The organism is Micromonospora citrea (assembly GCF_049629545.1).
Taxonomy (GTDB): Bacteria; Actinomycetota; Actinomycetes; order Mycobacteriales; family Micromonosporaceae; genus Micromonospora; species Micromonospora citrea_A.
The window spans coordinates 504,351-517,017 of record NZ_JBNADX010000001.1; the positions used below are offsets into that span (position 1 = coordinate 504,351).

The 12,667-nt window shown below is 74.6% G+C and carries 12 protein-coding genes; 8 read left to right on the plus strand and 4 right to left on the minus strand.

Features of this window, described 5'->3' with window-relative positions:
- Window positions 1–32: 32 nt before the first annotated feature.
- Together ACPFP2_RS02155 and ACPFP2_RS02160 are read right to left on the minus strand one after the other, a co-directional pair.
- Window positions 33–500 carry a hypothetical protein gene (locus tag ACPFP2_RS02155; RefSeq protein WP_424085481.1) on the minus strand — a complete coding sequence of 156 codons (468 nt, stop codon included), beginning with the start codon at window positions 498–500 and terminating at the stop codon, window positions 33–35.
- A gap of 49 nt (window positions 501–549) precedes the next feature.
- Window positions 550–1,233 carry an SGNH/GDSL hydrolase family protein gene (locus tag ACPFP2_RS02160; protein WP_424085483.1) on the minus strand — a complete coding sequence of 228 codons (684 nt, stop codon included), beginning with the start codon at window positions 1,231–1,233 and terminating at the stop codon, window positions 550–552.
- A gap of 171 nt (window positions 1,234–1,404) precedes the next feature.
- On the opposite strand from ACPFP2_RS02160, the gene ACPFP2_RS02165 reads away from it, so the two are divergent.
- The 3 genes from ACPFP2_RS02165 to ACPFP2_RS02175 all read left to right on the plus strand — a co-directional run bounded on the left by ACPFP2_RS02165 (window position 1,405) and on the right by ACPFP2_RS02175 (window position 3,391).
- Entirely contained in the window at window positions 1,405–2,400 is a 996-nt protein-coding gene (locus ACPFP2_RS02165; RefSeq protein WP_424085485.1) for a S1 family peptidase, read from the plus strand.
- Window positions 2,401–2,519: 119 nt separating this feature from the next.
- Window positions 2,520–2,996: a dethiobiotin synthetase gene (locus ACPFP2_RS02170; protein WP_424085487.1), complete on the plus strand. Its 477-nt coding sequence runs from the start codon at window positions 2,520–2,522 to the stop codon at window positions 2,994–2,996.
- A gap of 44 nt (window positions 2,997–3,040) precedes the next feature.
- The gene (locus tag ACPFP2_RS02175) at window positions 3,041–3,391 is read left to right on the plus strand and encodes a hypothetical protein (RefSeq protein WP_424085489.1); all 351 of its coding nucleotides are present in this window, start codon (window positions 3,041–3,043) and stop codon (window positions 3,389–3,391) included.
- Between the two features lie 96 nt (window positions 3,392–3,487).
- On the opposite strand, the gene ACPFP2_RS02180 is transcribed toward ACPFP2_RS02175, so the two are convergent.
- Together ACPFP2_RS02180 and ACPFP2_RS02185 are read right to left on the minus strand one after the other, a co-directional pair.
- Window positions 3,488–4,705, minus strand: coding sequence for an MFS transporter (locus tag ACPFP2_RS02180; protein WP_424085491.1), 1,218 nt, complete (start codon window positions 4,703–4,705; stop codon window positions 3,488–3,490).
- Window positions 4,702–6,255: a class I adenylate-forming enzyme family protein gene (locus ACPFP2_RS02185; RefSeq protein WP_424085493.1), complete on the minus strand. Its 1,554-nt coding sequence runs from the start codon at window positions 6,253–6,255 to the stop codon at window positions 4,702–4,704. Before ACPFP2_RS02185 ends, ACPFP2_RS02180 begins: the two co-directional genes overlap by 4 nt.
- Window positions 6,256–6,612: 357 nt before the next feature.
- On the opposite strand from ACPFP2_RS02185, the gene ACPFP2_RS02190 reads away from it, so the two are divergent.
- The 5 genes from ACPFP2_RS02190 (at window position 6,613) to ACPFP2_RS02210 (ending at window position 12,598) form a co-directional block, all read left to right on the plus strand.
- A complete protein-coding gene (locus ACPFP2_RS02190; protein WP_424085697.1) occupies window positions 6,613–7,896 on the plus strand; it encodes an SGNH/GDSL hydrolase family protein in 1,284 nt (427 codons plus the stop codon).
- Between the two features lie 61 nt (window positions 7,897–7,957).
- The gene (locus ACPFP2_RS02195) at window positions 7,958–9,175 is read left to right on the plus strand and encodes a cytochrome P450 (protein ID WP_424085495.1); all 1,218 of its coding nucleotides are present in this window, start codon (window positions 7,958–7,960) and stop codon (window positions 9,173–9,175) included.
- 8 nt (window positions 9,176–9,183) lie between these two features.
- Complete coding sequence (locus ACPFP2_RS02200) at window positions 9,184–10,179, plus strand: alpha/beta hydrolase (protein WP_424085497.1); 996 nt, start codon at window positions 9,184–9,186, stop codon at window positions 10,177–10,179.
- Entirely contained in the window at window positions 10,172–11,275 is a 1,104-nt protein-coding gene (locus tag ACPFP2_RS02205) for an alpha-hydroxy acid oxidase (RefSeq protein ID WP_424085499.1), read from the plus strand. Before ACPFP2_RS02200 ends, ACPFP2_RS02205 begins: the two co-directional genes overlap by 8 nt.
- 3 nt (window positions 11,276–11,278) lie before the next feature.
- Complete coding sequence (locus ACPFP2_RS02210; RefSeq protein ID WP_424085501.1) at window positions 11,279–12,598, plus strand: PLP-dependent aminotransferase family protein; 1,320 nt, start codon at window positions 11,279–11,281, stop codon at window positions 12,596–12,598.
- Window positions 12,599–12,667: the final 69 nt, after the last annotated feature.

Genomic DNA, 12,667 nt, shown 5'->3' on the forward strand with positions numbered 1-12,667 from the left:
ACGCCGCTGCTCGCTGTGCCCTGGGTCGCCACTCAACCGACAGCCGTCCTGGCGGCGTCGAGAAAGGCCAGCCGGTTGGCTTCGAGATGGTCCCGGACGCTCTGCCCCTCCGGCAGCCCTTCCCAGACGACAAGGTTGAGGTCGAGGAAGTAGGCCCGCGCCGCGTCGTGCACCTCGGGCGGGAACGTCAGCCGGATCAGGCGCTCCGCGACCCAGACCCGGTTCATCACGGCCTGTGTCCGGACGGTCCAGTCCTCGGTCTCCGTCCAGGTCGCCGGACGGTTGAAGGCGCAGCGCTCCGCCTCGGCCGTCACCTCGACGAACCGTTCGAGCTGGGCGAGCCGCTCGGCGCGGCGGCTCTCCGCCAGGGCGAGGCCACTGCGTCGATCCTCGGCGCGCTGCGCCGAGCGCTGGCTCTGGTGCTGGACCCCGAAGGAGAGGAGGCCACCGAGGACGACGCCACCCAGCGGAACCATCGACATCCATACCTCGTTCGGCATGCGGCCATGATGCCAGTCCCGGTCTGCGGGCAGGTGCCCGTGCCAGGCGTCAGTGGCGCCCGGCGAGGTGCGCGCCGAGGCGGCGTACCGTCTCCGCCGCGGCGATGGCGTCGCTGCGGGCGCTGCCGTGCCGGCCGTCGCTGCTGTACAGCGACGGGTCGGTCACCGCCGGGTGGTCGGTGAGGTGCACGTGCAGGCAGCCCAGCCGCGCCGCCAGCGCCGCCGTGTGCGATGAGAGAAGACGCATCCGCTCACTCAGTCCGGGCCGTCGGGCGGCCGGCACCGCCGGGCTGTGCGAGACGTCGAACATGCCCACCGTGATCACGTCCGCGCCGGCCTGCCGCAACGGCGTGATGATCGCGGCCACCTCGGCGTCCACCGCCGCCGCGTCGAACGACGAGCGGAACGCGTCGTTGCCGCCGCACACCACCAGCGCCAGGTCGGGGGCGAAGGCCAGCGCGGCGTCCAGTTGGGCCGCGCGCACCTCGTGCGCCCGCAGCCCGCGCCGGCCCAGGTTGAGGTACGCCAGCCCGGGCGCGACCCCGCGCAGCTCGGCGGCGATCCGGTCCGCCCACTGCAGGTCGCTGTACCCGTCGACCGGCTCGCACATCCCCTCCGCGACGCTGTCGCCCAGCACCACGAACCGCCGCCACGGGTGGCCGCGCAGCAGCTCGGCGCTCTCCCCGGCGCGCAGGCAGAAGGGGTCCGTCGCTTCGCTCAGCGTCGATGGCATGCCGGCACGTTACCGGTCCCGCCCCCGTCCGACCAAGGGTGCACAAACGGACGTCGGAGACCTCGACCCGGGCGGGACGCCGGTGCGAGCATCAGCATTCATCGATCGGCCTCATCCCGGCCGGCCAGCACTCCCCGGGAGGAACGCGTGAGACTCACTCGACGTGGTGTGATGTCCGCCGTCACCGTCGCCCTCACCACCGGCGTCGTCGCCGTGTCACCGGCGCACGCCGCCGGAGCACCGCTCTCCGCCGAGCGCGCCGCCACCCTCACGGCCACCCTCGGCGCCGACCGTACCGCCGGCTCCTGGGTCGACTCCTCGGGGCGTACCGTCGTCGCGGTCACCGACGCCCGCGCCGCCGCCACCGTCCGCGCGGCCGGCGGCCAGGCCCGCCTGGTCGGCCGCAGCGCCGCCGCGCTGGAACGCGCGCAGTCCCGGGTGGACCTCGGCGTCACCGGCACCGCCGTCTACGTCGACCCGGTCACCAACCAGGTCGTCGTCGGCATGGACACCACGGTGGCCGCCGCCGACCGGGCCCGGATCCGGGCGTCCGTCGCCGCCTCCGGCGGCGCCGCGCGCACCACCGACCTGACCGGCACGCTGAGCACGCGGATCTCCGGCGGGGACGCCATCTACGGCGGTGGGTACCGCTGCTCGCTCGGCTTCAACGTGCGCAGCGGCAGCACCTACTACTTCCTCACCGCCGGGCACTGCACCGACGTGGTGGCCACCTGGTACGCCAACTCGGCGCAGAGCACCAAGCTCGGCGACCGGACCGGCAGCAGTTTCCCCGGCAACGACTACGGCATCGTCCGCTACACGAACACCTCGGTGGCGATCGACGGCTCCGTCGGCTCCCAGGACATCACCAGCGCCGGTGACGCGTACGTCGGCCAGTCCGTGACCCGGCGCGGCAGCACCACCGGCACCCACAGCGGCACGGTGACCGGCCTCAACGCCACCGTCCGCTACGCCGAGGGCACCGTGCGCGGCATGATCGCCACCAACGTCTGCGCCGAGCCGGGCGACAGCGGCGGCCCGCTCTACGCCGGCAGCGTCGCGCTCGGCCTCACCTCCGGCGGCAGCGGCAACTGCCGCACCGGCGGCCAGACCTTCTTCCAGCCGGTCAAGGAGGCGCTGAGCAAGTACCGCGTCTCCGTCTTCTGATCCCCGACCCACGCTGCTCCCCGGCCACGCCGGGGAGCAGCGCCACGTCCGGCGGCAGGACGTGGCGGATCCGCCACCCGGTCGGCGTCGGCGATAACCTCGGCGGCGGAGGTGAGGCCGTGGTCCAGGTGGCGGTCTGCGGGCCGGCGTCCGCGACGCCGGCCGACCTGACCCACGCCCGCCGGGTGGGGGAGCTGCTGGCGGCGCGCGGCGCGACCGTCCTCTGCGGAGGCGGCGGCGGGGTGATGGCCGCGGTCGCCGCCGGGGCCCGGGCCCACGGCGGTCTGGTGATCGCGGTACGCCCCGACGACGGCGGCGCCGCCGGTCCGGTCGCCGAGGCGTCGGCGACCCTGCTGACCAACCTCGGGCAGGCTCGCAACGCGGTGCTGGTGTGGAGCGCCGACGCGGTGATCGCCGTCGGCGGCTCCTGGGGAACGCTCAGCGAGGTGGCGCTGGCGATGCGACGCGGCGGGGTGCCGGTGGTGGTGCTCGGCGGCTGGCGGGTGGCGGACGCCTCGGGCACGCCGGTCGACGGCCCACGGCACGTGGACACCCCCGAGGAGGCGGTGCGCGCCGCGCTGGGCCGGCGACACTGAGCCCCGCGCGGACCTCATCGGCCCCGGGTGGGGAAGATGGACGGATGAGTGAGCGGACCGGCCTGAGCGACGTGGCGTGCTTCGTGCTGCACGAGTCCCACGGGGACGCGCCGCTGCCGGAGATCGCGGACGCCTGGCGGGCCGGCGGGAATCCCGCGTCCACCGTCGAGCAGGCGGTCCCCGCGCTCGCCGAGGCCCTGGCCGGTCTGGTGGCCGGTGGACTGGTCGAGGTGCGACGCTTCACCACCTGGCCGGCCCCCTGGGACGGCGGTGTGCCGGTCGACGACGGCCGGTTGCGCGCCGAGGCCGACGCCGTCGACACCTGGCTGCCCGGTCCCGCCCGGACCGGCCTGCTCGTCGCCCGGGTGATCGCCGAGGGCGGGGCCCGTCGGTGAACGGCCCGGCCACCGACGACCGTTCGGTGCCCGTCGAGGCGGCGGGGGAGTGGTTCGCGGTCCGGTGCGTCTTCGGCGGGACGCCGACCCGACCGGCTACGAGGAGGAGATCGCCGGCTCCGGAGTACGTCCCGCCCGCAGCCCGCCGGCCAGCAGCGGCACCACGGTCAGCACCAGGCACGCCGCCGCCATCACCCACAGCGCCGGCACCAGCCCGAGCGCGGCCGCCGTCCAGCCGCCGAGCAGGGCGCCCACCGGCAGGCCGAGGAAGGCCAGCGAGCCGGAGATGCCGATCACCCGGGTCTGCAACGCCTCCGGCACCCGCTCGTAGAGCGCCGCGCCGAGCAGCGGGTTGACCGCCGCGATCCCCACCCCGGACAGGAACGTCACGGTGAGCACCACGACCAGGTCGTCGCTGAGCGCCAGCGCGAGCAGCCGGGGGGTGCCGCTGAGCGCCGCGCCCACCGCGAAGGTCAACCGGCGCGGCAGCCGGGGCCCGGCGACGGTGAAGATCAGGTTGCCGAGCAACGCGCCACCGGCGAAGACCCCCAGCACCAGGCCGAACCCGGCCGGATCGCCGAAGACCTCGGCCACCCAGAGCGGGATGTAGACCGCGACGCTGGCGTTGGCGAACAGGTTCAACGCCGAGATCACCAGCAGCATGGCCAGCAGCGGCCGGTCGGTGCGCAGGTAGGCGAAGCCACCGCGCAGCGCCCGCAGGTAGCTCTCCCGCGGCGCCGGCTCCGCCGGGGCGCTCGGGCGGACCGCGACGGCGATCAGCAGCGCGCAGAACGCGAAGGTGCCCGCGTCGATCCAGATCGCCCGGGTCACCCCGACCCAGTCGATGAGCAGCCCGCCGAGCACCGCCCCGAAGAGCGACACCCCGCGCACCAGGCCGTCGTAGGCGGAGGTCAGGCGGATCAGCGGCACCCCGGCCCGCTGCGCGGCCGGACGGAACATGACGTGCTTGACCCGGTCGCCGATGCCGCGCAGCCCGCCGGCCACGGCGACCAGCGCCACCAGGGCGCCGAAGCCGAGCCAGGGCGCCAACGCCACCAGCGCCACGGCCGCCGCGCTGGCCGCGTCCGCCACGATCGAGGTACGGCGCACCCCGAACCGGTCGGCCCACGGGGTGGCCAGCGCGCTGGAGAGCATGTACGGCAGCGCCTCCGCCGCCGCCACCACGCCCATCCGGGCCGGGCTGCCGGTGGTCTCCAGCACCAGCCAGGGGATCGCGACCAGCGAGATCCGGCTGCCCAGGTTGGAGATCAGATCGGCACAGACCAGGACGTACAGTTCCCGGCGCGGTGTCACGGCGTCCCGCCGGTCGCCGCGACCTCCTCGGTGGCCGGGTGCCCGGCGGCGTACCGGGCGCGCAGGGCCCGCTTGTCCACCTTCGCCGAGCGGTTGAGCGGGAGCGCGTCGACGAACTCCACCGCGCCGGGGGCCCAGGTGTCGCTCAGCTCGGCGGTCACCAGCGCGATCAGCTCGGCGTCGGTGACCGACGCGCTGGGGGAGCGGACCACGTACGCGTACGGCAGCTCGCCGGCCACCGGGTCGGGCACGCCGATCACGGCGGCGGCGCGCACCTCGGGGTGCGCGGCGAGGACGTCCTCGATCGGGCGGGAGTAGATCGGCCAGCTGCGCTGCCGGGTGAGGATCCGGTCCTGCAACCGGTCCACCAGGTAGAGGTACCCGTCGGCGTCGAGGTGGCCGATGTCGCGGGTGCGTACCCAGCCGTCGACCAGCGTCTCGGCGGTCAGCTCCGGCTGGCCGTGGTAGCCGTGGAAGCTGAGGTCGGTGCGCACCCACACCTCGCCGTCGACACCGGCCGGCAGCACCCGGCCCTCGGCGTCGCGGATCTGCACCGTCACGTCGCCGTACGGCCGACCGCAGGAGCGCAGCCGCTCCGGGTGCTCCGGGTCGTCGGTGAGGCCGGGCAGCGCACAGATCACCACGGCCTCGCTGAGGCCGTACACGATGCGCAGGCACGGGCCGAAACGGGCGATCGCCTGCCGCAGCCGGGCGGGAGCTGCCGGCCCGGCGCCCACGTTGAACATGAACATGGCGGAGAAGTCCGCCCCGGGCAGCGCCGGGTGGTCGAGCACCTCGTAGAGCATCGGCGGGGTGACGAAGGTGGAGGTGAGCCGTTCGGCGTCGACGGTGCGGATGAACGCCTCCGGGTCCCACTGCTGGCGCAGGAAGAGCACCCCACCGGTGAACAGGTTGAACAGCGTGGTGATCTGACCGCTGGCCAGCCACATCGGCGAGTGCGACAGGTGGCGCAGCAGCGGGAAGCCGGCGGCGCGGAAGTCGGCGGCCAGGGCGAGCACCTGCCGGTAGAAGCTCTCCTTGTGGTGCACCAGCTTGGGGGTGCCGGTGGTGCCGCTGGTCTGCAGGAACGACTCCGGCGTGGGCACCGCCTCGGGGAGCGTGCCGCCGGCGGTCGGGGTCAGCTCCACGCCGAGCCGCAGCACCGGCACCCCGGGCAGTGAGGCGGCGATCTGGGCGCCGAGACCGTCGGCGGCGTGGGCGTGGTGCACGAAGACGTCGGGGCGGGCCAGCCGGACGAACTCGTCGATCTCCCGGCGCGAGGTGACCGGGGCGATCCACATCGTCCGGCAGCCGAGCAGGTGCAACGCGAGCTGGAGCAGCGGACCCTCCACGGCGTTGCCGAGCATGACCAGCACCGCCGCGCCGGGCCGTACGCCGTGCGTGACCAGCGCCCCGGCCAGGCCGCGCACCTCGGCGGCGACCTCGGCGTAGCTGAGCCGGCGACCGTCGCCGACCAGTGCCTCCCGCTCGCCGAAACCGGCGAACAGCTCCAGCGCGTCGTGCACGTAGGTCGTCGGACGATCGGTCATCGCACAGCCCCCAGTCGATGCGTGGCGGTCGACGCCGGCGGCCTGTGTGGGACGCGCGCGGCGACCGGCCGAGAGAGGCGTACGGGCAGGTCAGAACCCGGTACGCGACGGGGTGCGCGAGATGGCGACCGCACCGCCGCCGATGTCGAGCCTAGGCACGCGGCCGGGCCGGCGGACAGAGCCGAACGGCGATCGAGTCCACACAGTGGACATTTGATCATGTCGATCGGGTCGATTGACGCCTGTCAGAAGCGGCGGCTAGGTTTCCGTCCATCGCCCGGGCCGTGGTGATCATGGAGCCGGCCCTGGGCTGCCACAGATGGAGGTTCAATGTCGACCCCGAAACGATGGCACGTCATAGCTTCCACGGCCGCGCTGCTGGTCGTGGGCACCCCGGCGGTGGTGGCCAGTGCCGGCCCATCGGACGCCGAGACCGCCCGCCACGCGCGGGCCGAGTGGGCGGGCACCTGGGCCGCCGCCGTCACCCGCGGCAACACCGTCGGCCTCACCAACACCGGCCTGAACGACCAGAGCATCCGGATGACCGTACGGACCACCGTCGGCGGCGACCGGCTGCGGGTACGGCTGACCAACCTCTACGGCGAGCAGGCCGTCAAGGTCGGTCACGCCACCGTCGCCCGGCCGAACACCGGCACGCCCGACGACCGCTCCGACATCGACGCCGCCACACTGCGTGAGCTGACCTTCAACGGGTCCACCTCGGCCACCATGAACAAGGGCGCCGAGCTGCTCAGCGACCCGCTGGACTTCCCGGTCGACGAGCAGGAGGAACTGGTCGTCACCCTGCACTTCCCGGTGCTCACCGGCCCGGTCACCTTCCACGGCCAGTCCAAGGTCACCAACTTCATCGGGGCCAGTGACCTGACCACCGCCGCCGACGGCGCCGGCTTCACCATCCGGCCCAACTGCTGCTGGATGTTCCTGTCCGGGCTCGACGTGCAGCGGCGGCACAGCCCCGGCGCGGTCGTGGTGCTCGGCGACTCGATCGGCGACGGCAACGGCAGCACCGTCAACGCCCACAAGCGCTGGCCGGACCTGCTCGCCGACCGGCTGGTCGACGCCCGCCCGGAGGTGCGCACCCCCGGCGTGCTCAACCTGAGCCTGGCCGGCAACCGGCTCAACCACGAGGGCCCCGAGCCCGGCGCGGGCGGCTTCCCCGGTTACCCGGAGCTGGGGCCGAACGCCCTCGCCCGGCTCAACGAGGACGTCTTCCCGCAGACCGGTGTGAAGACCGTGGTGACCCACCTCGGCATCAACGACATCTGGATGTCCGGCGACTCCGCCGAGAGCATCATCGCCTCGCTGCGGCAGGTCAACCAGCAGGTCAAGGCACGCGGCCTGCGCAGCCTCGCCGCCACCCTCACCCCGTACGAGGGGCACGGCAACCCGGGCGTGTGGACGCCGGAGAAGGACGCCACCCGGCAGGCGGTCAACGCCTGGCTGCGGGGCGAGGGCGCCGCCGAGTTCGACGGCCTGCTCGACTTCGACGCCGTGCTGCGCGATCCGGCCCAGCCGAGCCGGCTGCTGCCGGCGTACGACTCGGGTGACCACATCCACCCGAACGACGCCGGGAACAAGGCCATGGCGGACGCCGTGCCGCTCCGCCTGCTCGGCCTGTGACACCGGGGGCGGCGGGGTGACCCGCCGCCCCACCGTCCATTCCTGGGGAGGAAGCACCACCGTGGACGTCAACGAGATCCTGTCCGGCCTCTACAGCGAACAGGGCCGGCAGAACCCCTATCCGTGGTACGCGGCCCTGCACACGCACGGGCCGGTCAGCGCGATCCCGGCCCGGCCCGAGCACAGCACCGTCGGCGCCGTGGCCGTCGGGTACGACCTGGTCGATGCGGTGCTGCGCGACCCCGAGTGGCGCAAGGGGTCCCCGCCGGGCTGGCAGGAGCAGGAGATCCTGCGCACCTTCATGTCGTCGATGATGTTCACCGACCCGCCGGAGCACACCCGGATGCGGGCGGTGTTCGCGAAGACCTTCACGCCGCGCCGGCTGGGCGCGCTGGAGCCGGTGATCGTCCGGGTGGTCGACACCATGCTGGAGCGGATCGCCGAGTCCGGCGCCGACGGCGCCGAGGTGGACTTCGTGGCCGACTTCGCCTACCCGGTCCCGGCGCTGGTGATGGCGGAGTTCATCGGCCTGCCCGAGGCGGACCTGGCCTGGTACCGGCAGCGGGTCGACTGGATCGACGAGTACATGGACGTGGCCGGCAAGACCCCCGAACGCCTCGCCCTGGCCAACCGGGCCGCCGAGGAACTGCGGGTGTTCTACCGCGACCTGATCGCCCACCGCCGCCGCCGGCCGGGCGAGGACCTGATCAGCGGGCTGGTCGAGGCGCTCGACTCCGGCGAGGTCGACCTGACCGAGGACGAGCTGATCAGCAACCTGATCGTGCTGTTCAACGCGAGCTTCGTGACCACCGTCTACATGTTCAGCAACGGGCTGCCGCTGCTGCTGGCCCACCCGGACACCGTCGCGGCGCTGCCCGGCGACGACACGCTGGCCCGCGGCTGCGTCGACGAGGTGCTGCGGATGCAGAGCCCGGTGCACTTCCTGGCCCGGGCCGCGCCCCGCGACACCGACCTCGGCGGCGTACCGGTGCGCCACGGGGAGAACGTGCTGCTGATCATCGCGGGCGCCAACCGCGACCCGGTGCGGTTCCCCGAGCCGGACCGCTTCGACCCGCGCCGGTCCGGTCCGCCCTCGCTCGCCTTCGGCGTCGGCCTGCACTTCTGCCTCGGCGCGGCGGTGTCCCGGCTGGAGGGGACGGTGGCGTTGCCCCGGCTCTTCGCCCGCTTCCCCGACCTGGCCGTCACCCGGACCCCGACCTACAGCGGGAGCCTCTTCCTGCGCGGGATCGACAAGCTCTTCGTCTCGACCGGCGGATAGGAGCCGACATGCCCCTCGACCCCCAGGTGGTGGCGTACCGGGCCGCGCGGGCGGCGGCCGGCACCCCGCCGCTGTACACCCGTACCCTCGCCGAGGCCCGCGCCGCCGACCTCGCCGCGATCCGCGAAGGCGGCGGCGACGTCGAGCCGGTGCACGAGGTACGCGACACGCACGTCCCCGGTCCCGGCGGGGACATCCCGGTCCGCGTGCACCGGCCGGCCGGCGACGGCCCGCTGCCCACCCTGCTCTACTTCTTCGGCGGCGGGTGGACGCTCGGCAGCGTCGACACCGCGGACGGGATCTGCCGCCGGTTGGCCAACGCGACGCCCTGCCAGGTGGTGACGGTCGGCTACCGGCTCGCCCCCGAGCACCCCTTTCCGGCTGCCGTGTACGACTGCCACGCCGCCACCGCCTGGATCGCCGCGCACGCCGCCGAGTTCGGGGCGGACCCGGGGCGGCTGGTCGTCGGGGGTGACAGCGCGGGCGGCAACCTCGCCGCGGCGGTGACCCTGCTGGCCCGCACCGCCGGACCCCGCCTCGCCGGCCAACTGCTGGTCTACCCGAACACCGACCAGCGGGCCGACCGCACGCCGGCGGCGGACGAGGACCCGATGCTGTTCAACCGGCACTCCGTCGCCTGGTACCGGGGCCACTACCTGCCCGACCCGGCCGACGAGACGGACCCGCTCGCCTCACCGCTGCTCGCCGACGACCTCTCCGCCCTGCCGCCCGCCCTGGTCGTCACCGCCGAGTACGACCCGCTGCGCGAGGAGGGGGAGCGTTACGCCGAGCGGCTGCGCGAGGCCGGCGTGCCGACGCGGACCAGCCGGTACGACGGGATGATCCACGGCTTCTTCGCCATGCCGGGCGTCTTCGACGCCGGTCGGCGGGCACAGGACGAGGCGGCGGCCTTCCTGCGCGAGCGCTTCGCCCTGCCCGACCCCGCCGGCACCGGCGTCGGGCGGTCCGGGCCCACGGCGGCCGGCGGACCTGCCGATGGCTGACCCACCCGACATCCCGCCGCCGGCCTGCCTCGCCGACTTCGCCGAGCTGGCCCGGGCCGTGCTGCCCCCGGACACCTGGGACTTCGTCGACGGTGGCAGCGGCGCCGAGACCACCCTCGGGGCCAACCGGGCCGCACTGGACCGGGTCGCCGTGCTGCCCCGGGTGCTCACCGGCGTGGAGAGTCCGCGCACCGGGGCGACGCTGCTCGGGCGGGAGCAGGCCATGCCGGTGGCGGTCGCGCCGATGGCGTACCAGAAACTGCTGCACCCCGACGGCGAGCCGGGGCTCGCCGCGGCCGCCGGAGCCGCCGGGGTGCCCTACGTGCTCAGCACGCTGAGCAGCACCCCGATCGAGGAGGTCGCCGCCGCGACCGGCGGCCCGCTCTGGTTCCAGCTCTACTGGCTGCGCGACCGCGGGCTCGTCGCCGACCTGCTCGACCGCGCCACCGCCGCCGGCTGCGCCGCGCTGATGGTGACCGTCGACGTGCCGGTGCTGGGCCGGCGGCTGCGCGACGTGCGCAACGGCTTCGCGCTGCCGCCGCACGTCACCGCCGCCAACCTGCCCCGGGGCCGGGACGACCTGGCGCACGCCGGCACCCCGGGGGTCTCCGCGATCGCCGCGCACACCGGCGCGGTCTTCGCCCCGGCGCTGCGCTGGACCGACCTGGAATGGCTGCGCGCCCGCACGCCGCTGCCGCTGCTGGTCAAGGGGATCCTCGACCCGCGCGACGCGGTGCGGGCGGCGCAGACCGGCGTGGACGCGGTGGTCGTCTCCAACCACGGCGGCCGGCAGCTCGACGGCGCCCCGGCCACCGCCACCGTGCTGCCCGAGGTGGTGGCCGCGCTCGACGGCCGGGCCGAGGTGCTGCTGGACAGCGGCGTGCGTAGCGGCGGCGACGTGCTGCGCGCCCTCGCCCTCGGCGCGACCGGGGTGCTCCTCGGCCGACCCCTGCTCTGGGCCCTCGCCGCCGGCGGCCGGGCCGGGGCCGCGACCGCGCTGGCCCTGCTCGCCGCCGAGCTGCGCGACGCCCTGACCCTCAGCGGCTGCGCCGACCCGACCGAGGCCCGGCGGCTGCGTACCCTGACCGGAGGTTGAGCCGTGCACGCACCGGTGGACCTGACCGTCGCCGACCTGCACCCGGCGGTCGACGACCCCGCCCTGAACTCGATGAACTTCCTCAACGAGGTCGCGCAGCACTGGCCGGACGCGGTGTCGCTCGCCGCCGGCCGGCCGTACGAGGAGTTCTTCGACGACGACGCGCCCCGGCGGTGGCTGGAGCGGTTCCGCCGGCACCTCGTCGAGGACCTGGGCCAGAGCCCGGCGCAGGCGCAGCGCACCCTGTTCCAGTACGGCCGCACCAAGGGCATCGTGCACCACCTCGTCGCCCGCAACCTGGCCGTGGACGAGGGCGTGCACGTCGACCCGGAGGCGGTGGTGGTCACCGTCGGCTGCCAGGAGGCGATGTTCCTGGTGCTGCGGGCGCTGCGCGCCGGGCCGCACGACGTGCTGCTCGCGGTCGCCCCCACGTACGTCGGGCTGACCGGCGCGGCCCGCCTGGTCGACCTGCCCGTGCGCCCGGTGGCCGGCGGGCCGGCCGGCGTCGACCTGGCCGACCTGCGCGAGCAGGCCCGCCGGGCGAGGGACGAGGGGCTGCGGCCCCGGGCCTGCTACGTGATGCCGGACTTCGCCAACCCCTCCGGCGCCAGCATCGGCCTCGACGACCGGCGGCGGCTGCTCGACCTGGCCGCCGAGGAGGAGCTGCTGCTGATCGAGGACAACCCGTACGGCCTCTTCCCGGCCGGCGACCAGGGCCGATTGCCGACGTTGAAGGCGCTGGACACCCGACGCCGGGTGGTCTACCTCGGCTCCTTCGCCAAGACCGTGCTCCCCGGCGCCCGGGTCGGTTACGTCGTGGCCGACCAGCGGGTGGCCGGTGCGGACGGCGCCGTCGGCCTCCTCGCCGACCAGCTCGCCAAGATCAAGAGCATGGTCACGGTGAACACCTCCGCGCTGGCCCAGGCGGTGATCGGCGGCGCGCTGCTGGAACACGACTGCTCGCTGGTGACCGCCAACGTCCGCGAGCGGGCGGCGTACTCCCGCAACATGCGCCACCTGCTCGCCGGCCTGGCGCGGCGCTTCCCGCCACCCTCGCCGGTGACCTGGAACGCCCCGGCCGGCGGCTTCTTCGTGGTGCTCAGCGTGCCGTTCCGGGTCGACGACGCGCTGCTGCGCCGCTCCGCCGAACGGTACGGGGTGCTCTGGACGCCGATGGCGCACTTCTACGACGACGGCACGCCCGTCGACGCGCTGCGCCTGTCCGTCAGCGCGGTCACCCCCGAGCAGATCGACCTCGGCCTGGACCGGCTCGCCGCCCTCGTCGCCGACGAACGCGACCGCGCCCCGACGCCCGCCCGGTGATGGCGGACCGTCGCCGATCCGCCACCCCCCGTGCTACTCCCGTCCCCATCGGACGGTCATAATGGCCGC

What these genes read in the sequence shown, in the direction of transcription:
- ACPFP2_RS02160 (WP_424085483.1), bottom strand. Translation starts at nt 1,233, where the DNA reads ATGCCATCGACGCTGAGCGAAGCGACGGACCCCTTCTGCCTGCGCGCC.
- ACPFP2_RS02155 (WP_424085481.1), bottom strand. Translation starts at nt 500, where the DNA reads ATGCCGAACGAGGTATGGATGTCGATGGTTCCGCTGGGTGGCGTCGTC.
- ACPFP2_RS02165 (WP_424085485.1), top strand. Translation starts at nt 1,405, where the DNA reads ATGTCCGCCGTCACCGTCGCCCTCACCACCGGCGTCGTCGCCGTGTCA.
- ACPFP2_RS02185 (WP_424085493.1), bottom strand. Translation starts at nt 6,255, where the DNA reads ATGACCGATCGTCCGACGACCTACGTGCACGACGCGCTGGAGCTGTTC.
- ACPFP2_RS02175 (WP_424085489.1), top strand. Translation starts at nt 3,041, where the DNA reads ATGAGTGAGCGGACCGGCCTGAGCGACGTGGCGTGCTTCGTGCTGCAC.
- ACPFP2_RS02200 (WP_424085497.1), top strand. Translation starts at nt 9,184, where the DNA reads ATGCCCCTCGACCCCCAGGTGGTGGCGTACCGGGCCGCGCGGGCGGCG.
- ACPFP2_RS02205 (WP_424085499.1), top strand. Translation starts at nt 10,172, where the DNA reads ATGGCTGACCCACCCGACATCCCGCCGCCGGCCTGCCTCGCCGACTTC.